Here is a 24,354-nt window from a genome sequence, read left to right on the forward strand (position 1 = left end):
TTTCATGTACGAGCCCCCGTGTCGGGCAGTCGACTTTCCCAGCCCGAAGAATGGTGCCATGGAAATCCTCGATCGTCTTCGATACGACCGCCGCAGAGTCTACGCGTTTGCTAAACGAGAACTTCAGCATGTTCGTGCGTACGTTCCTGCCCCGCTATCCGCAGCCGGATACAGACGCGATCGAAACCTGAGCATGGCTGTGATCGTGGATCAAAAGCGGCTGGGTGGCTCGTTCAACGATCCACAAGGTATGTGTCCCGAGTGTAACGGGATTGGACGCAAGCTGGTCGTAGACATGAGCAAGGCGCTGGACATGTCAAAATCATTAAATGAAGGGGCCATCTTGCTGCCGGACTATAAGGAGGATAGTGAAGATGGATTTCGCCGGGAAGGCCACGAATATTACGGTGGAGGGCGTGATCGAGCACAATCTGGAAGTGATCAGCCAAGCGGATTGGATTATCGATAGTGGACCGGATGGAGGAAGCAAGGGCGGTCAGGTCGTGTTCGAGGGTATACCTGAGCAGATCATCCATGCCGAGCAGTCGATTACGGGAAGATACTTGAAGAAATCCAACCAACAAGGAGGAGCTGTCTGTGAGCCGAATGGATTTGCTACTGAAGGTCCTAGATTCCACATTCGATAAAGAGAGCTGGTACGCACCTTTTCAGCATGCCATACAAGGACTTGCTGCTGATCAGGCGAATTGAAAGCCTCCCGGAATGGCCACATGGCCACATCATCTCGATGGGGAGCGGAAAGCGCACAACACAATCTCACGCAGGTCTTGAGCAGCCTCTCCGTTGAAAAGCTCGACCAGCTTGAGGAAGATAGCGCTTTTTTGATTTGCTCCTTTCCGTAATGAAACCAATGGCGCTGAATAGGTATGGTTGCAGGTTCTGTTTTTTGACCGACTACGGGAAGATATAAGCGGGGGGTAAGGATGGCGACTTTCTTTTTAGTCCTGATCTACTTGGCTTTCATCAGCCTGGGCTTGCCTGACTCGTTGCTCGGTGCAGCATGGCCGGTGATGCAAAAGGATTTGAAGGCCCCGATGGAGATGGCTGGCTTCCTCTTTATGAGCATTGCTGCCGGCACCATTGTATCCAGTTTAGCGAGTGGAACAGTATTGAAGCGGTTCGGTACTGGTAAAGTCACTTTGGTTAGCTGCATCATGACTGCCACCGCTTTGCTCGGAATGGCTTTTGCCCCATCGCTGTTATGGCTATGGATACTCGCCATTCCGCTTGGGCTAGGGGGTGGAGCAGTAGACGCGGGATTGAACCATTACGTAGCTGCCCATTACAAAGCGCATCATATGAGCTGGCTGCATTGCTTTTGGGGTGTCGGGGCAATGCTTGGACCGCTGATCATGGCGCCTTATATATCTGAGGAAACCCTATGGAGGCAGGGCTATTTCATTGTTGCCTGCGTTCAATTTGTGTTAGTGGTGATTTTGTTCCTTACACTCCCTTTATGGGAGCGAGCAGGAGCCAATCGAGCAAAGGCTCCCTTAATCGAAGCGCCTCTTATCGAGACAGAAGGTGTCCATACTTCTCATCCGCTTCAAATCAAAGGGGGGCGATTGGCACTCGCTTCTTTTTTGCTGTACTGCGGAGTCGAAGCGATGATTGGTTTATGGGGGAGCAGCTTTGTCGTCTATGTGAAAGAAGTTCCTGCAGCTGTTGCTGCTCAATGGATTTCCTTCTACTATGCGGGCATTACGGTAGGCAGGTTCATTACGGGATTTGTTACCTTTACGATAAAAAATCAATCCCTCATCCGTCTCGGCCAGTGGATAGCGTTATTTGGGGCGTGCTTGCTGATCCTGCCATTGCCGCCCTTCTTTTCACTGGCAGGCATAATCATTACGGGGCTCGGCTTTGCTCCGATCTATCCATGCATGCTCCATGAAACACCGAGACGCTTTGGAAGGGAAAACGCTCCGTCCATGATAGGCTATCAAATGGCGTTCGCTTATACGGGAAGTACTTGTCTGCCGCCGCTTTTTGGTTTTTTGGCGTCCCAAACATCCATTGCCATTTTTCCGTGGGCAATTGTCCTGAGCGCTGCGGGAATGCTCTTTTTTACGGAAAAGCTGAATGCCTTGTTGAAAGGAAAACAAGCTTTGCTCGAGAAAAACAGCAGGCACCTCTAAGCTTGAAGGGCCTGCTGTTACGGTTTGCGATTAAATCCTCCTTTCATTTTGCCTGTGCTAGTCACCTTCACCTCTACCTTTACACTTCCGAGCGAATTTTTGTCTAAAAAGAAGGGCTTATTTTTGGTCAGGCGATGAAAATCAGCAGGGAAATCACGGTAGATGATTTCGCGTAATTGGTAAGGATCGCATTTGAGGGCCACGCTTTTCGCAAACGTTTTTCTCAGCTCCGCTTCGATGGCCTCGGCGGCATGCCGCTCAAGCGTGCTTGTCGGAATATCATCGAACTGCTCATAAATCGTTCCTTCTACTTTTACGTGTATATCAAACGTCACGGTATTTCCCTTGATGTGAGGTTTCACTTTAAAGCGAGGATGAGTCATCATGATCACGATACCCGCAGGAGTTTTTGACGGTATGCGGAGAGGAGTTTTTTCGAGTTCGTGATTCGTCCAGCGTATGCCTTTTAGCTCGTAGAGTGGCATCCACGTGTTTAACCGCTCATTCTCGAAAAAGTAAGCGCCAGAAATCATAAACATTCCTTTTTTCAGGTGATCCTCCCGCCAGTTCTTCTTGGAGATGGCGATAGAGGGGATCATGGCCGGGTTCCCTTTTTCATGAAGATTCGCGATGGCATGGTTTCCGTTCAAGGGGACTAAAAAAGATTTTTGGCTACTCATTTGCACGCCAGTAAACATGATCGTGTCCAGGGGAGAGAGGTTAAAGATCGACTTTTGCGTCAAAATGTCCGTCAAATTATCTTTGGTACCGTATACGAGGATATTGTAGCGAATTTCACGATTGCGATTTAACGTACTGCATATTTCGGCAACTCCCTGTTTCAAGGCTCTCTCCGTCACGACCACAGATTTGAGATGTCCCCAAAACAAAGGGTATTGTGAGGTTGCGTTGATTTCCGTGAGGGAGCCGGACAGACTTTGTCCATCTCCAACACCAATCCATATCGGAACGGGCTTTCCTAGCACGGAATCCTCTGAGCGGGCGATATTGCTGAAATTCAAAACTTGCACATAGGATACATACTTGCCATTGACATAATCAACACCAAGAGCAGTCACATAGGCCAAATTCTGAATGTCCCGCGAGTTTCCGCATCCGGGAAGGAACAAGAGAAGGACGAGCAGGGAATGGACAAAAATGCGATCTACCTTCAATGCACACACCCTCCTTACCGATCATCGTCCTGTGTTCGGATGCTGGTTGGCCGGCGGCGCAGCATCTCCCATGGCACTCGCAAAAAAGACTGAACGACTGTTTTCAAGAGCAACGGGGAGAGCGGCGCCAAATAACTTACTCCAAACGATCGCTGGCTTGCCATATAGGCGACAAATAAGACGATGCCCAGAATGACCCCTTACATCCCGAGAAAACAAGCGAGAAAGAAGAAAAAGAAACGCAAAATACTGCTGACGGAGCTGAGTGATTGGTTGACCAATGTTACACTGCAAATAGCTGTGATGGCCCCGACAACAACCACCGAGGGGGAGACGAGCCCTGCTCGAATAGCGGCATCGCCAATAATTAACCCTCCGATAGAAGTCAGTGTTTGGCCAATCGCATTGGGCAGACGAATCCCTGCTTCCCGAAATATCTCCAGGAGCATCAGCAGGATGAACATCTCAATCTGCGAGGAGAAGGGTAGCCCCAAACGTGAAACGGCAATGGTAGCCATGATTCGAAAGGGAAGCTGATCTTGATGAAACGCCATCAAAGCGACCCATACGGCTGGTAAAAAGACAGAGAGAAAAAGGCTGAAAATTCGAATGACCCTCGCGAAAGAGATGTAGGTATAATTGAAATGTATATCTTCAGGAGACTTCAAAATCAAGCTTAACCCTGCAGGTCCGACTAAAACCATCGGATTTCCGTCAAGGACAAGCACAAATCTTCCAGCCAGTAAAGCATTCACGCAAAAGTCTGTTCTGCCTGTGTATTCGATGAGCGGCAAAATTTTTAGCTTAGAGCCAGTTAAAGCTTCTTCCAGCTGGTTTATGCTGTAAAGGCCATCGGTTACGATCGAGGTAAGTCTTGTTTTTACTTCTGCTAATATTTTGGGGCTGATAATATCAGTAAAATAGAGCAAGGCTACCTTGGTCTTTGTTCGTTTGCCGATGACAAACTCTTCCACGTGTAGGGAGTGGCTGCGGATTCGTTTGCGAATAAGCGCCACGCTGGTCGTGATATCCTCCGTAAAACCGTCTTTCGGCCCTTTGATGGAGATTTCTGTACTCGACTCTTCGGGTGGACGCTTGGGTACGCTGTTCAAATGCATTCGGTAGAATCGGAATTCGTTTACAAAAAAAAGAAAAAGATCCCCTTCCCCGGTCACCAGAACGGTAATCCAAGCATCTCTTCCAGAAGCGTCAAGCAGCATAGGATTGATGATCACATGGTTCTTAAGCCCAATCATCAGGGCGAATATCGTAAACAATTGAATCACAGAGATTCCGCTTGATTCATTACCCACTTATGAGGACAACCTTCCTTTTTGACTATATGGGTAATGATGCCATTTTCAGGGCTTCCTTATGCGGATTTTGGTAAAGCGATAAGATTCGAGCAACTTGAGAGCATTATTTCTATGAATCGAAAGATAGATTGACATACCACTCCATTCATATATTGTAAATTGTAGGAAGAAAAGAGAGATTGTGAACGAAGTAGAGGAGAACAGCAGCATGGAAAGAAAAGTAAAAATCTTGGGGACAGGTAAATACTTGCCCCAGCGACAAGTGACGGCAGAGGAGCTTGATGAAAAGCTTGGCCTCTCTGCAGGGTGGGTTGCAAAAAAATCGGGAGTGCGGATCAGGCACTTCGTGACGGACGAAACGGCATCCCAGATGGGAGCCATCGCGGCGCAGCGAGCATTGGAAATGGCTGGGCTCGACTTTTCTGATATCGACTGTCTCGTTTGCGCAAGTGGAACCTCTCAGCAGGAAATTCCCTGCACAGCAGCACTCATTCAGAAAGAATTGCATCAATCCCATTCGGGTATTCCCTGCTTTGATATGAACTCGACCTGCCTGAGCTTTGTGACGGCTTTGGATATGTTATCCTGCTCATTAGCCATTGGATGCTACCAGCGGATTCTCATCGTCTCAACCGAAGTATCCTCCGTAGGGCTAAATTGGGGTCAAAAAGAGAGCTGTGTCCTTTTTGGCGATGGAGCTGCTGCCGTGGTGATCGGGCGAACAGGGGAAGGGGAGAATTCCCGTATCCTGTCTTCTCGCATGCAAACCTACAGCGAAGGAGCTCATTATTCGGAAATCAGGGGAGGAGGAACGCTGGTACACCCGAGCCAATATGGACAAGGACGAGAGGCAGACTTTCAGTTTGACATGGATGGGAAGAAGATATTTCGAATGACTTCCCAGCTCATCACCGGCTTTGTCGAAGAGCTGCTGAATTCAGTTCGTATCAATAAGCAAGACTTACGGCTGGTTGTTCCGCATCAGGCAAGTGGAATGGCTTTGAGAATCATGGGAACCAAGCTGGGTTTTTCCAGCAGTCAAATGATGAATATCATCGAAAACCATGGAAACGTGATTGCTGCCTCCATTCCAATGGCTTTGCATGAGGCAATCGTGCAGGAAAAAGTCCAGCGAGGTGATCTCCTGCTGCTATTAGGAACATCGGCAGGATTATCGCTTGGAGGACTCCTCCTTGAGTACTAGAAAAACGGTATTACTGACAGGAGGGAGAGCGCCCGCTACACTGGAGCTCGCTCGCCTGTTTCATCAGGCAGGGCATCGGGTCATCGTGGCGGAAAGTGCCCGTCACCATCTTTGCCAGGGTTCCCGGGCCGTGTCCCGATCCTATCGGGTACCTTCTCCGCGGCAACAGTCTGAGGGGTATATCCAAGCGCTGCAAAGGATCATGGAACAGGAAAAAGTAGATATGCTCCTGCCAACCTGCGAAGAGATATTCTACGTCTCGCGTGGCCTGAATGGGTTATTGGAGAAAGGGCGGGTCCTGACAGAAGGGCTAGAAATACTGCGACCTCTTCATGATAAATGGAGCTTTCAGCAATTGGCGAAACAGGCGGGGGCTGCTGTGCCTCTTACTCGTAAGGTAGAGACAGAAGAGCAGCTGAGGGAAGCGTTGAAGCATTCGAGCAGGCAGGTCGTACTGAAGCCCGTTTTTTCCCGATTTGCCTCACGCATACGGATCGTAACAGACCCACGTTCGGCAGCGCTTGGGAAATTGCCGGCCGTTTCCAAACAAGAGCCATGGCTTGTCCAGGATTTCATCAAAGGCAGGCAAATCTGTAGCTACGCTGTGGCGCATGAAGGGAGACTGGCCCTTTATGCAGATTACGAGACCTCTTATACGGCTGGACAAGGGGCCACGATTCATTTTTCATACGCCAATCACTTCAAGGTCAAGGACTTTGTTCACCGATTTGTCCATGGACAGCAGTTTTCGGGGCAGATTGCCTTTGATTTCATAGAAGGCGAAACAGGCGAGCTTTACGTGATCGAGTGTAACCCACGCCTTACCAGCGGCATTCATTTATTTGCAGATCAGCCTGCAGCAACGGCAGCGTTTTTTGGAACACAATCAGAGTTATTCGTTCCTCACGGCAATCATCCGTCTATGCTGGGGATCGCAATGATGGCGTACGGTCTTCCGGCGGTACGGTCATCAGCAGATGGCCGGCGCTTTTTGCAGGACTTTCGTTCGGCGCGGGATGTCGTATGGAGCAGGACAGACCCTTTCCCGTTCTTGCAACAGGTACGCATGCTGACTGATCTAGCGATGCAGTCTCGAAAGACTGGCAAAAGTATGATGGAATGCAGCACGAGCGATATAGAATGGAATGGTGAGGCATGATGAAACGAGTATTGGTGACAGGCGGAACAGGGTTCCTCGGACAAAAACTGGCGACGCGCCTCCAGGACAATGGCCATCTCGTTACCGTTATTGGGCGAAACGAGATCGCTGGCCGCTATTTAACCGATCGTGGCATTGCGTTTGTCCAAGCGGATATCACGGATAGGGAAGCGATTCGACATGCCTGCAAAGGTCAGGAAATCGTCTTTCACGCTGCAGCGTTTTCCTCCCCATGGGGAAAATACACCGATATGTACGCGACAAATGTAGAAGGGACGATCCATACCATCGAGGGCTGCAAAGCACATGGAGTAGAGAGATTGGTTCATGTCTCCACGCCCAGCATCTATTTTGACTTTGAAGACCGACTGGACATAAAAGAATCCGCACCGCTTCCCAGGCGCTTTGCCAATTCATACGCACAAACGAAATATTTGGCCGAGCTTGAGATCGAAAAGGCTTTTCAAGGAGGGCTGGCGACGATCACGATCAGGCCGCGGGGGCTTTTCGGTCCGGGAGATAACGCGGTTCTTCCCAGGTTGATTCGGGCAAACGAGGAGAAATTCGTGCCTTTGGTGAATGGCGGAAAAGCAACAATCGATTTGACTTATGTAGAAAATGTCGTCGATGCCCTGCTGCTTTGTATGGATTCACCTACTCGGACACTGGGGCGGGCTTTTAACATCACCAATGGAGAGCCTGTGACGATGATCGATGTGCTCAGAGAGGTCTTCCAGCGACTAGGCATGCCACTGCGAGCCAAGCAAATATCATACAGGGAGGCATATGCAGCAGCATGGATGCTCGAGCTGGCATCCAAAACGGTTCTGGGATACCGAGAGCCAGTATTGACGCGTTACTCAGTCGGGGTGCTGGCAAAAAGCCAGACGCTAGATATTTCACGAGCGAAAGACGAGCTTGGCTACCAACCGAGGGTGAGCATGCAAGAAGGAATCGAATTGTTTACGAAATGGTGGAGGACACAGCATGAACGTTAAGCTAACCCTTTTGGACACAGGCTATTGCCGGCAGCTGGAGATGTTTTCGATAAAAGGGGGGAGGCTGAAGTCTATTGATTTTCATGCCATAGCTGCGCTCATTGAGCATCCGGTACATGGCTTGTATTTATTTGATACGGGTTACTCTCCACGTTTTTTCGAGGCGACCCGTTTGTTTCCCTATGCGCTTTACCAAAAAATCACCCCGGTTGTGACAACGCCGCAGCAAAGTATAAAGGCACAGCTGTCGGCTCACGGGATCGAAGCACAGCGTATTTCGGGGGTGCTGCTCTCGCATTTCCATGCAGATCATATCGGTGGCCTGCAGGATTTCCCAGGCGCAAAGCTTTTCTGTTTTTCCGCTGCATACGAGCATATAAAAGGAAAGCGGGGGCTCAGTGCCCTTCGCGAAGGGTATCTGCCTGATTTACTGCCTTCCGATTTTGAAAAGCGCGTGACATTTGTAGATCATGGGGTCCCAAAAGCACTCTCGCAAACCTATCAGCCGTTTTCGCAGGCCTATGATTTCTTTGGAGATGGAAGTATGCTCTTGGTTGATCTGAGCGGACATGCTATCGGCCAATTTGGCTTGTTTTTGCGTGATCAGGAGCAAGGCGACGTACTTCTCTGTGCAGATGCGGCATGGTCGAGCACAGCTTATAGGCAAAACTTGCTCCCGCATGCTCTAGCTCAGTTCATTATGGGAGATATTCGCTCTTACAGGGAAAATCTGAAACGACTCCATGAGCTGTCTGTTCATTGGCCTAGTCTGAAAATTTTGCCAACGCATTGTGCGGAAGTATGGCAAATGAGCCAAGGAGTGTTTGCATGGAGATCGTAACGTTACTGTGGCAATACTGGATGACCAAGCGTCTACAGAAAAAGTGGGCTACACGCAGCCAGCTGGAAGCCTGGCAAGAGCAGCAGGTACAAAAGCTGCTGCGCACTATTTTGCCCCGATCTCCCTTTTACCAGGAAAGGTTTGGAGATCTCCTGCCGGATGCGTGGAGGGAGCTTGCACCCATCGATAAACAGCTTATGATGGAAAATTTCAGTTCCCTAAATACGCTTGGAATCCACAAAGAGGATGCGTTTCAAGTCGCTTTTCAAGCGGAGGATTCACGAGATTTTACACCGCAGATCGGAAAAGTGACAGTTGGATTGTCTTCGGGAACGTCGGGGAACCGAGGGATTTTTCTCGTCGGGCCACAGGAGCGGGCGAGATGGGCGGGAATGATTTTGGCAAAGGCGCTTCCTGGGCAGCTGTGGAACGAGCATCGAATTGCCTTTTTCCTTCGTGCCAACAGCAATCTCTATACCTCTGTGAATCGGCGGCGCATTGGCTTTTCCTTTTTTGATCTGTTACATCCGATTTCAGAGCATATACAACGGCTAAACGAGTTTTTTCCAACCGTACTCGTGGCGCCACCCTCAATGCTCCGTTTGTTAGCCGAAGCGAAACAAAGAGGGGAGCTTCGGGTGTCTCCCGCCAAGATTATTTCGGTAGCCGAAGTGCTGGATCCGCTAGATGAAGCTTTCATTCGCCAAGTCTTTCACCAGAATATTCACCAAATCTATCAATGCACGGAAGGATTTCTTGCTGTGACCTGTGCGCACGGCACCCTGCATGTGAATGAAGACATCCTCGTGATGGAAAAAGAGTATCTGGATGAACAGAAGGAGCGATTTTACCCAATCCTTACAGACTTCTCTCGTACGACCCAGCCGATCATACGTTATCGGCTAAACGATATTTTGACAGAGAAGAAAACCGCTTGTCCATGCGGTTCTCTTTTTACAGCCTTGGAGAAGATTGAGGGACGAGCAGATGATGTGTTCCTGTTCAGGCACGAAAATCAACCGCAAAATCGCTGGGTTTCAGTGTTTCCTGATTTTATACGGCGAGCGCTGCTGAGCACGTCTGAAGATATCCAGGAGTACAAAGTCAAGCAGATGAATCCGCAGCTGCTCGAGGTATCGATAAAAGCAGAAGGCAAAGAAGAGCTTTTGTATGAGCAGGTCAGAAGTCGATTGAAGGAGGCCATAAGCCAGCATGGCGCTCAGATTCCGATGATACAGTTTACCTCATACGAGCGAGTGTCAGGCGGGAAGAAAATGCGAAGAGTGGAGAGGATGTTTACTCAAAGTGAAATCGAGTAGAAATGTACGCCGCTACGATCAAGGCGCTTTGCAGGAAGTTCCCTGGGAACAAATGAAAGACGGAGCTTATGTGAAAGCCTACCTATCTGCCTGCCTGATAGATGGAGCAGGACGCTATGTGAAAAACGTACGGACAAAAATGGAGGCACTAGCCGTTGATGACATCGTGTTGCCTGTGACCATCAATGAAACGGAATACGAAAACTCCTACGTGTGTTCGCCGTATACTCACTACATTACCTATGCCCGGGAAGAGCTGCGGATGCTGCGGATGCCGATGCTCGAATGGATTTTGGAGCGAGTATTAAAGGGACTCGGTTGGCTGCTCAAGATAAGCAGGGTCAATCAGATCGCCATCCTCAACAACTGGCTCCTCTCTACCAATCTCTATCATGACTTGTCCCCGGAACAGATATCTGCACTCACACAATTTTGTACCCATGAATTTCTTCAGCATGTGATCGCCTTTCGCTCTGTGAGTGCGAAATTGCACCCTGCTATGTACGAAGGGATGCGAAAAGCGGGGTATCTCATGGTGCCGAGCCGTTGCATCTATCTCTTTCATCCTGATTGGCCTGCTCTTGGTGGGTGGCGAGTACGCAATACGCTGAAGCGCGATCAGCGAATGCTGCAAAACTCCGGTTATCGCGTCGTTCCACATGAAGAACTGCACGAAGCTTTGGTCGGGCGGATCATCGACTTGTATAACGCTCTCTATTTGGATAAATACTCCCATCAAAATCCTCAGTTTACCCATGACTTTATTAGGCTTGCTCTGAAAAAGAGGACATTGACATTAATAGGGCTCGAGAAGGATGGACAGCTGGATGGCATCCTCGGGTACTTTGAGCGGAATGGGGTCATGACGACACCGCTATTCGGATATGACACCACGCTGCCGAAAGAAGCGGGTTTGTACCGGATGCTGTCCAGCTTACTGGTACAAGAAGCCAGGAAAAAGGAACTGCTGCTGCATCAAAGCGCAGGAGTTGGGGCCTTCAAGGCGGATCGAGGCGCAGTGGGAGAAGTAGAATATACCGCCGTGTACGTCAGACATCTTCCCTTGTCCCGTCGGATTGTTTGGCGTGTGTTGTCATGGATCCTCTTGCGGTTCGGCGTTCCCTTGATTCAAAAGTACCAACTGTAGTCGAATGATGGCAGAATTTTGCTAGATGAGAGCCTGCGAGCGCTATATAATATCGAAAGAAATGGAAATCATGGGGAGTTTTGAAAATGGCAGCTTTACCTGGCTACGCTTTGCAGGAAGTGATATACCAAAGCGAAAAAAAGAGGATTTACCGCGCTTTGCGATCTGCGGATGGGAAGTCAGTCATTATCAAAGCGTTGAACGCAGAGACGATGACAACCAGTGATACGGCAAGATTGCTGCATGAATACGATGTCGCGAAGCATCTGCCCATCAAAGGAATCGTAAAGCCGTTGACCCAGGAGCAAACAGGGGGAACCGTAGCTCTAATTATGGAAGATACAGGCGGCATATCGCTGAAAGCCTACTTGCAAAAGGGAAGGCTGACCCTGCCAGCTTTTTTCCGGATTGCTATTCAGCTGAGCCAGATCCTGATGGACATGCATCGGCATGGCGTGGTTCACAAGGATTTGAAGCCGGACAATATCATCATCAACGAGCAGAGCGAGCAAGTATCTATCATTGATTTTAGCCATGCGATCTGGTTGAAGGAAAATCGAAAAAGCTATCTGGTACAGTCGCTGGAAGGAAGCTTGCCTTACATGTCACCGGAACAGACGGGACGAATGAACAGGGCAGTCGATTCCCGCAGCGACCTTTATTCGCTGGGCATCATTTTTTATGAAATGTTGACCGCTCAGTCTCCCTTTCACGCAGAGACGAAGCTGGATTGGATTCATGCTCATATGGCGAAAAAGCCAATCCCTCCACATAAATGGATCCCCGAGCTCCCTATAGTCCTATCCGACATGACGATGAAGCTGCTCGCCAAAACGGCAGCCGAACGCTACCAGACTGCCTATGGACTGATGGAGGATCTAGTGCTTTGCCACAGGATGTGGGAGGAAGACAGAGAGATCCGCCCCTTTGTCATCGGGCAAAAAGATGCCTCGAGTGTATTTCAGCTGCCCCCGACATTGTACGGTCGGGAAAACGAGATCGCTCAACTGCGTGACGCGTACAAACGGGTCAAGGCAGGGGGGGCGGAGCTAGTGCTTGTCCGCGGCTTTTCTGGTATAGGAAAAACAGAGCTAATCAAAGAAAGCTATCGTTTAGCTGCCTCAGAAAAAGCCTATTTTATTTCAGGAAAATGGGAGCAACTGCAACAGGAGATCCCTTTCGCGCCGCTGATTCAAGCTTTTCAGGATCTTGTTCGACAAATTCTCACGGAGTCATCAGAGCGGATCGCCGAGTGGAAAAGGAAGCTCCAGCGTGCTTTGGGACGCACAGGTGCCGTCGTGACCGAGGTCATTCCGGAAATCAAATTGCTCATTGGGGAGCAGCCGTCGGTAGAAGTGTTGCCATCAGCTGAGGCGCAAAATCGCTTTCAGCTCGTCTTCCGCAAATTCGTTCAGGTATTTTCCAATCGCAATCATCCGCTTATTTTATTTCTTGACGATTTGCAATGGGCCGACCAAGCCACGCTTCATTTTATCCGACTGCTTTTCACCGAACAGGGAAGCCGTCATCTGCTTGTGGTAGGGGCATATCGGGAGAATGAAGTCTCGGATTCTCATCCGTTGCTCGAAACGATTACCGACCTGGAGGAAAAGGGGATCGCGCTGACCCGGGTGCAGCTAGGCCCACTCACGCTGGAGCATGTTCATCATTTGATTGCCCAGACGCTTTCTACTGAAAAAGAGCATATTCGTCCGCTTGCTGAAGTGATGTATCGAAAGACAGCAGGCAATCCTTTTTATTTCAAGCAGCTCTTTCAGGCCATGTACAAGGATCACCTCCTGCTTTTTAACTTCGAGAGCGCGAAATGGGAATGGGATCTGGAAGAGATGGATAAACAGCAGAGCTTCGGGGACGTCATGGAATGGATGCTTGCAAAAATGGAGCAGCTCCCCGATGAAGCCAGAGAGATACTCATGTTCGCGGGAAGCATCGGTAACCGCTTTGATCTGTACACACTGTCACGCGCCTCCGGGTTTGGCCTGCAAGATACCCTGCGCCTGCTTGAACCAGTCATCTCGGAAGGATTGGTCTTAGTCAAAGAGGAGGATTCCTCCATTGATAGGAACACGTCTTTCGAATTTTTGCATGACCGTGTTCTGCAAACGGCTTACTTATTGATTTCAGAGGATCAGAGAAAGTCCATCCATGCCAGAATTGGCAGAGCAATGCTAGAGCTAGTCGGACCGGAAAATTTGGAAGAGAGAATCTATCAAATCGTTCACCACCTCAACATCGGGAAAGAGGAGATCAAGAGCGCGGACGAGCGAAAAAGGCTGGCAGAGCTGAATTTTCAGGCTGGGATGAAAGCAAAAGCCACGACGGCGTACTTCTCGGCTTTGGCGCATTTTCGCACTGGGATGGAGCTGCTCTCGGAAACAGATTGGGACGAACGCTATGCGCTCATCTTTCAAATGCATCTGCGCCTAGCGGAATGCGAATATTTGTGCACGCATTATGAAAAAGCAGAAGAAGAATTTGGGAAATTGCTGAATCGTGCCCGGGATCGTATCGACCGTGCGGAGGTGTACCGGATACGGATTGCGCTTTATACCAATCTCGGCAAGTATGTAGAGGCGATTCAGCTCGGCTTGCAAGGATTGGAAGAGCTGGGGACGTCGATATCGGTTAGGCCCAGTCCGCACACCATTCTATTCGAATCGCTTATGACGAGAGGAAAGGTTATCAAAAAGAGGGAACAGCTCCTTCAACTTCCGAACGTAAGTGATCCGACGATCAAAGCGACGATGAAATTGATTATGACACTGGTCGCACCAACGTTTTTTGCAAACAAAGAAGTGTTTGTTGTCTTGACGTGCAGATATATCCAGCTTGCTCTGAAATATGGCAACACGGATGCTTCCGCGATGGCGTACGCAAGCTTCGGTCTGGTTCTCAGCCTGATCATGAGGCGCTACAAGGAAGGGGATCAGCTGGGAGAAATTGCTATGAAATGGATGGAACAGTTTCCTCAAAATCCTTTTTCCTGCCAAACCTTGGTGGTAGCAAGAGGTACGATCAGCCCGTGGGTACGTCATCCCAAGCACGTTCATGCAGACATCGCAAAGGCGCTTCAGCTGGGTTTGGAGCGAGGCGATTTCATTTACGCCAGCTACGCCATGGGGACACACGTCAATGCGTATTATGTATGGGGCTCTTTGCAAGGATTGGAGGAGCTTGTCACTCGTTATTTGAACGTCTTGCAACAGTTGAAGGACGAGTTTGTCCGGAAAAATTTTTACGTGTATTTACAGCTGATTCGCAACCTGCAAGGCAAAACGGACCATCGCTTTACACTTAGCGACGATCAGTTTAGCGAAGAAGCGTTTGTGCAGGAAATTCAACAAGAAGATACGCAGGTAACGACGTTCTTCCAATACTACACATACAAAACGCAAATCTGCTATTTATTTGGCGATTATCAAGGGGCTCTCAGCTATGCCGAGAAAGCTGCTGTTCATTTGAAATACTCGACGCATCTGCTGCATGTACCGGAATTAGTATTCTACCAGACGCTGGCGATAACTGCCGGATTTGACGAGCTCTCGGATGCGAGCCGCCAAAAATACGGAAGGCTCGTGAAAAGAAATATCAAGAAAATGAAAAAATGGGCAGCAGATTGCCCAGACAATTTTGTGCATAAATACCGGCTGATGGAAGCTGAAAAAGCACGCTTGGATGGTAGGGATCAAGATGCTACCGACCTATACGACCAAGCCATCCAGTCAGCGAAGGAACAGCAATATGTCCGCAACCAAGCGATCGCCTGTGAGCTTGCGGCAAGCTTTTATGGAAAGAAGAAAAAGGATAGGTTTGCTAGAGCGTACATCACAGAAGCGATCGAAGCCTTTGGGCAGTGGGGGGCAACTGAAAAGGTCAGGCAGCTTCGAGAGAGATACCCAGAGCTGTGCGAAGACCAAGTAACGCAATGGGGCGGCGAGGACGAGCAGGAGCCATTGCACATGGGAGATCACCACGGTCTGTTTTTTAGCAGTACGACTACGCATTCAGGCTCTTCTTTCCAATTGGATCTAGAAACCTTCCAGCAAGCGCTCCTGGATTTCTCAAAGGAGACGGATTTGCCGAAGCTGCTCGTCTCTTATCTGGAAACGGCCATGAAAAATGCTGGTGCCGAAACGGGTTTTGTCCTTCTAGAGAAAGATGGTGACCTACGGGTCGAGGCCGGGAAAATAGCAGATGCTTTGCTTGATTCGGCAAATCTGGGAGAATCGGTAGACAGCTTTGCATACATTCCCGCCTCTATCGTTCATTATGTGGCGAGAACAAGACAAGCTGTCGTACTGAGCGAAGCCGAATGTTCCTCATGGCTCAGCAAAGACCCCTACGTGGTGCGATATCGCCCGCGTTCCATTCTCTGCGTGCCGATCCTTTACACAGGCGTACTGGTGGGGGTGCTTTATTTAGAGAATAGCCTGACTCCGGATGCATTCCATACCGATCGTCTGGAGTTTTCCCAGATGCTATCTGCCCAAATGGCTAGCGCCAAGCTGCTGCGATTCTCCGACGCGAGCGTAAGCGAGAAAAAAGAACCTGAAAAAACCGCTTCCTTGATAGAGCCGCTCACTGACCGGGAACAAGAGATCTTGCTTTTGATCGCAGAGGGGCTGTCCAATCAGGAGATCGCGGAAAGGTTGATTCTCACTGTTGGAACAGTCAAATCCTACATCGTGAACCTGTACGGAAAACTGCAGGTGAATCGCCGGGTTCAAGCTGTTTCAAGAGCAAAAGAGCTGGGTTTGTTGAAGGAATAGCCATCGAGTCTCATGCTTTCACGAAAAAACTAACTGCCATATACGCAGTGGTGGAGATCTTTTGATGGAAAAAGGTACGGTAGCTCAGGGTGATCGATCTACGATCATTCCAGGGCTGCCGTATTTTTATGGCCTCTATGTAGAGTCTAGCGCTTTAAACGCTGAGATACCCGTTCCTCCAGCTCTGGAGAAGCGTTGTGCAGGTAGCTTAGCACGATACCCAGCAGCTCTTGGGAAATACCCGCTAGATCAGCTGCAAGATTACCTACCAAGTGCTCTTGCTGCGTCGAATTCAAACTACGGTAAAACTGTCCGGCCTGCGAGAAGTCATCTGGTTTGGGAAGAGCCGATCGGACAAGGTGCCCTTCCACATATTCGCTACTTCCGCTCGTTACCAGAGAAGCAGGGGTCCAGTCCTCCTGGTGATTCACTGGAATACTTGCCAGTGAAAACCTCACCATCACCGGGACCTCTTGCACCTACTGTCTGCGAATGGAAAGTAGCAGGGGCATCCTCAGCCCATTGCGCAGGGTCATCTGGATGCTGCGATCGATTGTTTTCCTTCACTATCCCACCTCCTATACCCACCGTTCCTTTCACCTGCTCCAAATACAATACTGTTTATGCGAAGCAGCAGTGTGAATATGACTAAATAGCTGGTTTATGTCATTTGGTGCGTTATGAAGGGGTATACAAGTATCCAGAAAAACAATATCTGTGGTAATGTCAACAGAAGGAGGAGAGTCAGGGAATGGTGAAAAAGAATGTCGTTAAGGTTTGGTAAAGGAGGTGCATAAATGACTACTCCCTTTTTCCCAACAGCTGGATCGGACGATCGGCAGGTTGATCGTGAACTCCTACTTGCATTTGAAAAAAGGCTGCGAAAAGAGAAAGTGCTAAGCTGTCTGGTAATCAAGAACGGGTCTCTTTTCCTGGAATATTACAAGAATAAGAAGCTGGCTGCCAAGCTCCAGAAGACGAATTCTTGCACAAAAAGCTTTGTTGCGACGCTTATGGGAGTGGCACTGGATCAAGGAGTGATTTCCGATCTCGATACCCCCATTTCCGAATACTTTCCCGCACTCCATCACAAGTCTGTTGATCCTATCAAGCGGTCGATCACGCTCTATCATTTATTGACGATGACTGCTGGGTTTGATTGGCCTGAGTTCGGCGAGTGGAAATCGTTTCCTCACATGTTTTACAGTTCGGATTGGGTTCGTTTTGTTTTAGAACGCCCGTTAATTCACGAGCCGGGAGAAAAAATGAACTACAACTCCGGATGCTCTCATCTGCTTTCTGCCGTCTTGCAAAAAGCGAGTGGGGTAAGCACGTACGACTTCGCAAAAAAACATTTGTTGGAGCCACTGAAGATACACAATTCCTATTGGTATACAGACGGGCAAGGAATTCCCAATGGCGGGGACGGGTTGCGGATCACCACGATGGATATGGCAAAGCTCGGGCTGCTGTATTTGCAGAAAGGGCAGCTGAAAGAAAAACAAGTGGTAAGCAGTAACTGGATCCAGGAATTTATAAAATCGCGATTTCTGACCTATGAACGGATAGGCTCATACGGATGTCACTGGTGGAGTGCAAGAATCGATCCGGAGAAGGACTGGACAGACGATAACTGGTTCTATTTCGCTCTTGGCTTTGGTGGGCAATATATCCTCGTGGTTCCTTCTCTCGAAATGGTCGTTGTTTTTACCAGCGAGCTCTACGATCAATCTTTGCTTCCTCTATCTCTTTTCCGTGAGTATGTATTGCCCGCTGTCGTCACGAAAGCAGCAGCTGACTAAGAGATTCCATCTTAGTCAGCTGCTTTTTTGCTCAGAATTCATCCTTCGTTTTACCCCCGCTATACGCAAGCAGAGTGCCAACAAGCCGAAGCGCAGTCGTTTTTGAGACGAATTTACGGGGGAACGATGAAATCCATGCTTGTGCAATTCATTCAGGACGATTCCTTGTCGGAAGAGGACATGAAGGAGCTGCGTTCCATTTTAGATAAAAAATCATAGCAGCTCGTAAAAGGGAAAGAGGGACATTTACAGCTCCCTCTTTTTTTATGGACACAAACTTGTGCGAATGAGGCGAGGGGAAAGCAGCGATTTGTAAGAAACTTCTGGCAATCGTGATCTTTAGAAAGGAAAACAGGCTGCTTCTGCTGAAATGAAACAGGTAAGGAAGTGAAAAAAGCCATTCCGAATCTAGGGAAAAGATGCTGAAAGGGAGTTTTACGAGATGAGTCTGTGGAAGCAACCGCCTGCAAAAGAACTGATTGCAGAAGTGGACAAGAAAATAGTCGCATTTATGGAGACGTATCAGATCGTCGGAGTCTCGGCTGCTGTCGTGAAAGAAAACCAGGTCGTTTGGGCCAATGAATATGGCTGGTCCGATCTGGATAGGGAGATTGCTGTTACGGAGGACACTGTTTTCCGTATTGCATCGATATCCAAGCTGTTTGTCGCCACTTCCTTGATGCAGCAGTATGAACAGGGCAAGTTTCAACTGGATGACGATATCAGTGATTACTTGGGCTTTTCGTTCCGCAATCCACACTATCCGGATGTTCCCATAACGTTTCGCCAGCTGTTGACACATACAACGAGCTTAAACGAGGATGAGACTGGGGGCGAGCTCTATGTGGTGTTCTCGAAAGCATCTCGCCAATCAGACCCACCGACCATGGAAGATCTGCTCGTTCCAGGCGGCTCCTTGTATGTAGACAGCTTGTGGAGCTCGTTTCAGCCTGGTGATCCACAATGCTTCGCGTATTCCAACCTCGCTTCGATGATCAATGCGGCATTGGTTGAGAGAATGTCTGGAGAGCGTTTCGATCAGTACTGCCGGGATCATATTCTTCGGCCACTTGGGATGACTGCCTCTGACTTTCATGTGCAGGCTTTAGCCGATATCAATAAGCTCGGTGTCATCTACAGCTTGGAAGAGGGACAGTTTATCGCAGGCGTCGATGATTGCAAAGGGGTGAAGCCGGAGTCGATTGACTGGTCCAATGTTGCACCAGGAACGAACGGCTCTCTCTTTGGACCTCAAGGGGGTCTTCGCACGAATGCGCGAGAGCTTAGCAAATTTATGATGGCTATTATGCGAGGGGGCAGCCTCAACGGCGCACGCATCCTACAGCCAGAAACGGTGGAGCTGATGCTCTCCACACAATGGGCGCAAGCGGGAGTGGATCAGGGCTTCCAAGCCATCGGATTGCAATTCCATATTACGGATGAATTTATTCCAGCGAAACGGATGTTTGGTCACGGCGGCAGTGCATACGGGCTGTACTCAGGCCTGTACTTTAGCCGCGAGGAAGACTTTGGCATTATTTTCGTGACAAATGGCTCCCATGCATCGGCTGGCACGCGCGGTTCTTTCAACAACGTGGAGGAAGCACTGATTGATACTCTGTACGAAGAAATCGTGAAAGAGTAGTTCTTGAGAAGCACCCCTGAAAGCTGGCAGCGGATTTCCCGTTGTGCTTTCAGGGGTGTTTTTGTGGTCAATTTGACTGTTTACTCATGCACAAGTGCTGCGCGCAATGTCGTAATACCATGCTCCAAGTAACCCTTCGCCTTCCGCCTGGTACTCCTCGTAGCGCAGTGTGATGGTTTTGCCTGGCTCCCATCGCTTTGAACTGGAAGAAAACCAGAAATTCCCGATTTTTGAAGGGTCGACAAATGCTTCAAACACGTCGTGGGCCGACCGCGCTATTTTGATTTTCGTCTGGTTCTTCATCCGCATTCACCTCTGTCAAAGAATACCATTAAGTATATAGGAGAATAGTAGGAATTGCGAATAAAAGCCGGATGAAGTGTATGTTCACTCACCAATTGAAACATAATGAGTAGGAACAAATTTCCACGGGCTGGTGGTGCATCATGATTACGATTTCCGTGCTCGTTATTAGCGTGTCGATGATTTTCATGATTACGATGATCGATATCTGTTTGTACGGTAGATCCGTATGGGACACGCTCGTTTATATTTTCGATATAGACTTTGGCACCAAAGAGTATTACGTGATCTTTGGTTATCTCGTCAGCTTCGTGTTCACCGTTCGTACGGATTTGTCTCGTAGGAAGGAGCAGCGCTCAGAGCAGAGCTCGTGATCTACCATCTTGTGGTTTGGAGAAGGGTATATGCGTACAGACTTTGTTGAAAAAATATCGCTCAGCCAGTTTTTCTTAATGATTGTTATCTTTCAATTAGGAACAGCCATCGTCATTGGGCTCGGACAGTCAGCCAAGCAGGATGCATGGATTTCTGTTGGCATCGCGACGATTTATGGAGTGCTCTTGATCTTTGCCTACTGCTTCATGCTTTCCCTTCTTCCGGGCAAAGGCTTTTATGAATTGTTGAAGATAGCCTATGGAAGCCTGCTGTCACGGATTCTTTCTTATTTTTATGTGCTTTATTTTCTTTACATCGCTGCTAGGGTCACTCGAGATTTTTGCGAGCTCCTTACGACTGCGATCTATCCCAAAACGCCGATTGAGATTATTTCACTTTCTCTTGCTCTTATGTGCTGTTATTTTCTATATCAAGGGATAGAGGTTATCGGCAGGTCAACAGAGATCTTGTTTCCGTATTCTGCTGCATTTTTAATTCTATTGGTGATCTTCCTCTTTATTAATCGTTCTTTTCATAGCGAAAATCTTCGGCCTGTGCTGGAGTTTGGTTGGGGGCCCGTTTTTCAAGCCGTTTTTCCGTCGATGCTCGGGTTTCCTTTTGGAGAAATCGTCGCTTTGACCACGGTTATGGTTGCGGTCACTAGACAAGATTACTTAACAAAGGTAGGTATATCAGCCGTAGCAGCTGCGGGAACGATCCTGATGATTTTCACGATGATTAATGTGAGTGTTTTGGGGGTGGATATGATCGATCGAGTTGAGTTTCCACTCTTAAGTACCATCCGCGACATTTCCATTGCGAAATTTATCGAAAGGCTGGATGCCCTGGTCGTGTTCGTGATGATGCTGGGAATCTGGCTCAAGGTGTGCGTCTTTTTGTTCGCAGCTTTAAAAGGGATGGAATCTATAACCCTGATTCCTTATCGGAACTTTGTCTTCCCGATTGGGTTGCTCGTTTCTTCCATATCTGTGTTTATTGCGGCCAACTTTGCCGAGCACATTGAGGAGGGATTAGTTGCAGTCCCGCTTTATCTTCATATCCCATTTCAGATCGGCATCCCTTTAGTAACAACGGTGATACTCCTCATAAAGGTGAGAAGAAGAAAAGGGGAAAAAAAGCATGAGGGACTTGACAACGTGGTTCAAAGCGAAAATTAGGCAAAAGCAGATCAGAGAGGAACGGATTTACAGCTATCATTCTTCTACCGAAGGGGACAAGCACATCCATTCAGAAGTGGAAATAAACAAGCAAGAGATTCGCAGCATATTTGGAAATACGGCGGATTTACATACCATCGGAATCAGAGTACAGGGGCGCGAGGGTATGCTCAGCTATTTGTCATCCACCATCGATCTGCAGATGGTCAATCAGATATTTATGGAACCGCTGTCGGATCTCGATGGAACAGAATCTGAAATCGATAATGACGAAGAGCTGGAACGTTACATGCAAACTTCTTTCTCTGGCAAAAAGTACGTGATGGCGAGTACGTTAAATCAGCTCACGTGGTTGATCCTGTCTGGTTATGTCGTTGTTTGCTTGGATGGCATGACGAGGGCAGTTGCCTTGTATTGTCCCCAAAAAAGCCAAAGAGCCATAGAAGAACCTACTACCCAAACGGTAATTAAAGGACCGAAGGAAGGATTTACGGAATCAGCGGAGCAATCCATCACGTTGATCCGCAAACGGATTAAAAATCCAAAGCTGCGTTTTGAACCATTTCAGTTGGGGACGGAAACCCATACTTCGATTTATCTGGCTTACATAGAAGGCATTATCAATCCAGCGATCCTTCAGGAAGTTCGCAAACGCATTCAATCTATTCATACGAACGCAGTCTTTGATTCGGGAATGATTGAGGAGTTTATTACGGATAAAACAATGACTCCTTTTCCATTGGTTTTTAATACAGAGCGTCCAGATACTACCGCAGCCAATCTCATCTCCGGAAAAGCGATGATCATTGTAGACGGCTCTCCGTTCGTACTATCTATGCCAGCGACCTTAAACGATTTCTTTCAAATCTCGGAGGATTACTATCAGCCATTTATGATGGCGACCTTTATCCGTTTCATTCGCTATATTGCCTTTCTCATCGCACTGATCATGCCGGCTGCTTATGTAGCCATCATTACGTATCACCACGAATTATTACCGACGCCTCTCATGATCAGTATTATGGCTCAAAGGGAAAGCATTCCGTTCCCAGCCGTCGTCGAAGTTCTGATCATGGAGTTCACTTTTGAAATCCTTCGTGAAGCAGGGATTCGCATGCCTCGCGCCGTCGGGATGACTGTATCGGTCGTAGGTGGGTTAGTAATCGGACAAGCAGCTGTAGAAGCGGGGATTATTTCCAGTATTATGGTTATCATCGTCGCGCTTACGGCCATTGCCAGCTTTGTAAGTCCCGTTTACAGCTTTTCCATGGCGGCGCGGCTGCTTCGGTTTGGGTTGGTCATTTTGGCGGCTTCGCTGGGACTCTATGGTGTCATGTTGGGGTTGTTTTTCATGGTCGGACACTTAAACAGCTTGCGTTCTTTCGGCATCCCGTATCTTTCGCCGATGGCACCGTTTATTTTGGAGGATCAAAAAGATGTCATCCTGCGTCTTCCGGTATTCTCGATGAAAAAAAGACCCACCTCGAACCAGCCTGCTGATGTCATCAAGCAGCCGAATGCCCATTCGCCCACACCTCCGCAGAAAGAAGGGACATAATGGGGTATACACGAGTCATAAAATTGCTTCTTTTGTGCTGTGTATTCACATTCATGACGACGGGTTGCTGGGACCGCAAAGAGTTAAACGAGATTTCCTTGATCTCCGGAATTGCCATAGACAAGGGTGAGAATAAGAAGTACAAGCTGAGTGCGGAAACGGTCAATATCACGGAGCTGTCCCCCAAGACAAAGGGCGGAGAGACGCCGTCCGTCGTGTACACGCAGGAAGGGGATACCATTTCCGAGCTTGTGCAAAAGATGAATACAGGCCTCTCGAGAAAACTGATCCTATCGCATATGAGCGTAGTGGTCATTTCGGAGGAGATTGCCAAATCGAGCTTAATGGAATTTCTTGATTATATGGATCGCTATCGGGAGGTACGCAACGATTTTAACCTGGTAGTAGCCAAGGGGGTGAAAGCAGAAGAAATACTAACGGTTCTCTATCCGTTCCAAAAAATCTCCACGCTTAAGCTCAAGGTCCAGCTAAACACTCTGCAGGATGAGTGGGGCGGCGATCCCGATGTGCGTCTCAAGGATTTTATTCAGGCATTGGTATCGAAAGGGAGGAGCCCTGTAGCGGTGGCATTGACTGTTTCCGGTACCAAGCACATTCAAAATTCGACAGATATCATGAAGCATCCGATCCCACCTTCCTTGATCACTGTACCCGGTATGGCTGTCTTTGATAAAGAAAAATTGGTGGGTTATCTGCCGCTTGAAGGTGTGCGTGTTTATCTCTGGACGCAAAACAAATTGCGGCATACTTCGTTGTCGGTTCCCTGCTCCAAGGATAAATACATCAATGTCTTCGTCTACAATTCATCTACAAATGTAAAAGCCCGCGGCAAAAATGACGTTCCGCATATTCAACTGAACATCAAAGTGGAGACGATCCTGGATGGTACTCAATGTGGTGCAGACTTGTCCAAGCATTCTTCTTATGTGGATTATGAGAGGAAGGCGGCAGATTTTATCCGAGCGGAGGTGCTCGCAACGATCAAGAAAGTGCAAAAGGATTTTGGTACTGACATTTTTGGTTTTGGAGATCACATGCATCTTCAGGATCCGGCTTACTTCCACAAAGTTTCGGACAGATGGCAGGAGGCGTTCAAAAAAGCAAACATCGAGGTCAAGGTAGATGCCAGGATCAGGAGATCGGGATTGGACACGAAGAGTTTTCTGCAGCAGCTCCCCCCTCGGTAATTACGCGCAGACGACATTCCTTTTCGAGCACCCCCACACGAGCAAACTGCTTGTCTGGGGGTGTTTTGGTTTGGGACGGAACTACCTTTCACGAGGCAGCAAATGCGTGGAAAACAGCGCAATGATTGAAGGATCCAAGAAAAGCGAATATGATAACAGGTAGGATAGGAGGTGCGG

At 48.6% G+C, this 24,354-nt stretch carries 16 protein-coding genes and 5 pseudogenes; 17 read left to right on the plus strand and 4 right to left on the minus strand.

The features are described from left to right. The first annotated feature begins 50 nt into the window (after window positions 1–50). The 3 genes and pseudogenes from EDM55_RS31420 to EDM55_RS10885 all read left to right on the plus strand — a co-directional run bounded on the left by EDM55_RS31420 (window position 51) and on the right by EDM55_RS10885 (window position 2,159). Window positions 51–647 (plus strand): annotated as a pseudogene (locus EDM55_RS31420) (P-loop NTPase family protein). After that, window positions 598–705 (plus strand): annotated as a pseudogene (locus tag EDM55_RS31425) (DinB family protein); the annotation flags it as partial. The pseudogenes EDM55_RS31420 and EDM55_RS31425, both read left to right, overlap by 50 nt. A gap of 239 nt (window positions 706–944) precedes the next feature. Then, the gene (locus EDM55_RS10885) at window positions 945–2,159 is read left to right on the plus strand and encodes an MFS transporter (protein WP_122960339.1); all 1,215 of its coding nucleotides are present in this window, start codon (window positions 945–947) and stop codon (window positions 2,157–2,159) included. 17 nt (window positions 2,160–2,176) lie between these two features. Here the strand turns inward: EDM55_RS10885 and EDM55_RS10890 are convergent, their stop codons facing one another. Both EDM55_RS10890 and EDM55_RS10895 read right to left on the minus strand, forming a co-directional pair. After that, window positions 2,177–3,334: a Ger(x)C family spore germination protein gene (locus EDM55_RS10890; protein ID WP_122960340.1), complete on the minus strand. Its 1,158-nt coding sequence runs from the start codon at window positions 3,332–3,334 to the stop codon at window positions 2,177–2,179. Window positions 3,335–3,348: 14 nt separating this feature from the next. Further along, window positions 3,349–4,590: pseudogene (locus tag EDM55_RS10895) on the minus strand (spore germination protein). 268 nt (window positions 4,591–4,858) lie between these two features. On the opposite strand from EDM55_RS10895, the gene EDM55_RS10900 reads away from it, so the two are divergent. The 7 genes from EDM55_RS10900 to EDM55_RS10930 all read left to right on the plus strand — a co-directional run bounded on the left by EDM55_RS10900 (window position 4,859) and on the right by EDM55_RS10930 (window position 16,108). Continuing rightward, window positions 4,859–5,854, plus strand: a complete 996-nt coding sequence (locus tag EDM55_RS10900) for a beta-ketoacyl-ACP synthase III (protein ID WP_092269780.1) — start codon at window positions 4,859–4,861, stop codon at window positions 5,852–5,854. Next, a complete protein-coding gene (locus EDM55_RS10905) occupies window positions 5,844–7,013 on the plus strand; it encodes an ATP-grasp domain-containing protein (protein ID WP_122960341.1) in 1,170 nt (389 codons plus the stop codon). The genes EDM55_RS10900 and EDM55_RS10905 overlap by 11 nt, the downstream gene beginning before the upstream one ends. Continuing rightward, window positions 7,010–8,011, plus strand: coding sequence for an NAD-dependent epimerase/dehydratase family protein (locus EDM55_RS10910; RefSeq protein ID WP_122960342.1), 1,002 nt, complete (start codon window positions 7,010–7,012; stop codon window positions 8,009–8,011). The genes EDM55_RS10905 and EDM55_RS10910 overlap by 4 nt, the downstream gene beginning before the upstream one ends. Beyond that, a complete protein-coding gene (locus EDM55_RS10915; protein WP_092269771.1) occupies window positions 8,001–8,852 on the plus strand; it encodes an MBL fold metallo-hydrolase in 852 nt (283 codons plus the stop codon). Before EDM55_RS10910 ends, EDM55_RS10915 begins: the two co-directional genes overlap by 11 nt. Next, window positions 8,840–10,171: a F390 synthetase-related protein gene (locus EDM55_RS10920; protein ID WP_122960343.1), complete on the plus strand. Its 1,332-nt coding sequence runs from the start codon at window positions 8,840–8,842 to the stop codon at window positions 10,169–10,171. The genes EDM55_RS10915 and EDM55_RS10920 overlap by 13 nt, the downstream gene beginning before the upstream one ends. Further along, window positions 10,158–11,318 carry a GNAT family N-acetyltransferase gene (locus EDM55_RS10925; protein ID WP_246070802.1) on the plus strand — a complete coding sequence of 387 codons (1,161 nt, stop codon included), beginning with the start codon at window positions 10,158–10,160 and terminating at the stop codon, window positions 11,316–11,318. Before EDM55_RS10920 ends, EDM55_RS10925 begins: the two co-directional genes overlap by 14 nt. An 86-nt stretch (window positions 11,319–11,404) precedes the next feature. Beyond that, window positions 11,405–16,108: a helix-turn-helix transcriptional regulator gene (locus EDM55_RS10930; RefSeq protein WP_122960344.1), complete on the plus strand. Its 4,704-nt coding sequence runs from the start codon at window positions 11,405–11,407 to the stop codon at window positions 16,106–16,108. Between the two features lie 146 nt (window positions 16,109–16,254). Here the strand turns inward: EDM55_RS10930 and EDM55_RS10935 are convergent, their stop codons facing one another. Continuing rightward, window positions 16,255–16,569, minus strand: a complete 315-nt coding sequence (locus EDM55_RS10935; protein ID WP_122960345.1) for a catalase-related domain-containing protein — start codon at window positions 16,567–16,569, stop codon at window positions 16,255–16,257. 336 nt (window positions 16,570–16,905) lie between these two features. Here EDM55_RS10935 and EDM55_RS10940 point away from each other — a divergent pair, with 336 nt between their 5' ends. From EDM55_RS10940 to EDM55_RS10950, 3 genes and pseudogenes are all read left to right on the plus strand, one after another. Then, the gene (locus EDM55_RS10940) at window positions 16,906–17,910 is read left to right on the plus strand and encodes a serine hydrolase domain-containing protein (RefSeq protein ID WP_122960346.1); all 1,005 of its coding nucleotides are present in this window, start codon (window positions 16,906–16,908) and stop codon (window positions 17,908–17,910) included. 45 nt (window positions 17,911–17,955) lie between these two features. Continuing rightward, window positions 17,956–18,129 (plus strand): annotated as a pseudogene (locus EDM55_RS10945) (BlaI/MecI/CopY family transcriptional regulator); the annotation flags it as partial. A 223-nt stretch (window positions 18,130–18,352) separates the two neighbouring features. After that, complete coding sequence (locus tag EDM55_RS10950) at window positions 18,353–19,555, plus strand: serine hydrolase domain-containing protein (protein ID WP_122960347.1); 1,203 nt, start codon at window positions 18,353–18,355, stop codon at window positions 19,553–19,555. 141 nt (window positions 19,556–19,696) lie between these two features. Here EDM55_RS10950 and EDM55_RS10955 read toward each other — a convergent pair. After that, window positions 19,697–19,858 (minus strand): annotated as a pseudogene (locus EDM55_RS10955) (SRPBCC family protein); the annotation flags it as partial. A gap of 143 nt (window positions 19,859–20,001) precedes the next feature. Between EDM55_RS10955 and EDM55_RS10960 the strand changes: the two are divergent. From EDM55_RS10960 to EDM55_RS10975, 4 genes are read left to right on the plus strand one after another with little or no spacing between them, the layout of a single operon-like run. Beyond that, window positions 20,002–20,232, plus strand: coding sequence for a hypothetical protein (locus EDM55_RS10960; RefSeq protein WP_092276270.1), 231 nt, complete (start codon window positions 20,002–20,004; stop codon window positions 20,230–20,232). A 30-nt stretch (window positions 20,233–20,262) separates the two neighbouring features. Further along, window positions 20,263–21,411 (plus strand): GerAB/ArcD/ProY family transporter, encoded by a 1,149-nt coding sequence (locus EDM55_RS10965; RefSeq protein WP_122960349.1) that lies wholly within the window; start codon window positions 20,263–20,265, stop codon window positions 21,409–21,411. Further along, window positions 21,374–22,969: a spore germination protein gene (locus tag EDM55_RS10970; RefSeq protein ID WP_092276278.1), complete on the plus strand. Its 1,596-nt coding sequence runs from the start codon at window positions 21,374–21,376 to the stop codon at window positions 22,967–22,969. Before EDM55_RS10965 ends, EDM55_RS10970 begins: the two co-directional genes overlap by 38 nt. Further along, a complete protein-coding gene (locus EDM55_RS10975; protein ID WP_122960350.1) occupies window positions 22,969–24,177 on the plus strand; it encodes a Ger(x)C family spore germination protein in 1,209 nt (402 codons plus the stop codon). The genes EDM55_RS10970 and EDM55_RS10975 overlap by 1 nt, the downstream gene beginning before the upstream one ends. Window positions 24,178–24,354 lie beyond the last annotated feature (177 nt).

The sequence above is a fragment of the Brevibacillus centrosporus genome (assembly GCF_003710815.1).
Classification (GTDB): domain Bacteria; phylum Bacillota; class Bacilli; order Brevibacillales; family Brevibacillaceae; genus Brevibacillus; species Brevibacillus centrosporus.

Bases quoted from the DNA above. Each gene is read 5' to 3' on its own strand.
- EDM55_RS10975 (WP_122960350.1), top strand. From the start codon at position 22,969: ATGGGGTATACACGAGTCATAAAATTGCTTCTTTTGTGCTGTGTATTC.
- EDM55_RS10930 (WP_122960344.1), top strand. From the start codon at position 11,405: ATGGCAGCTTTACCTGGCTACGCTTTGCAGGAAGTGATATACCAAAGC.
- EDM55_RS10935 (WP_122960345.1), bottom strand. From the start codon at position 16,569: ATGGTGAGGTTTTCACTGGCAAGTATTCCAGTGAATCACCAGGAGGAC.
- EDM55_RS10950 (WP_122960347.1), top strand. From the start codon at position 18,353: ATGAGTCTGTGGAAGCAACCGCCTGCAAAAGAACTGATTGCAGAAGTG.
- EDM55_RS10915 (WP_092269771.1), top strand. From the start codon at position 8,001: ATGAACGTTAAGCTAACCCTTTTGGACACAGGCTATTGCCGGCAGCTG.
- EDM55_RS10910 (WP_122960342.1), top strand. From the start codon at position 7,010: ATGATGAAACGAGTATTGGTGACAGGCGGAACAGGGTTCCTCGGACAA.
- EDM55_RS10940 (WP_122960346.1), top strand. From the start codon at position 16,906: ATGACTACTCCCTTTTTCCCAACAGCTGGATCGGACGATCGGCAGGTT.
- EDM55_RS10885 (WP_122960339.1), top strand. From the start codon at position 945: ATGGCGACTTTCTTTTTAGTCCTGATCTACTTGGCTTTCATCAGCCTG.
- EDM55_RS10965 (WP_122960349.1), top strand. From the start codon at position 20,263: ATGCGTACAGACTTTGTTGAAAAAATATCGCTCAGCCAGTTTTTCTTA.
- EDM55_RS10970 (WP_092276278.1), top strand. From the start codon at position 21,374: ATGAGGGACTTGACAACGTGGTTCAAAGCGAAAATTAGGCAAAAGCAG.
- EDM55_RS10900 (WP_092269780.1), top strand. From the start codon at position 4,859: ATGGAAAGAAAAGTAAAAATCTTGGGGACAGGTAAATACTTGCCCCAG.
- EDM55_RS10920 (WP_122960343.1), top strand. From the start codon at position 8,840: ATGGAGATCGTAACGTTACTGTGGCAATACTGGATGACCAAGCGTCTA.
- EDM55_RS10960 (WP_092276270.1), top strand. From the start codon at position 20,002: ATGATTACGATTTCCGTGCTCGTTATTAGCGTGTCGATGATTTTCATG.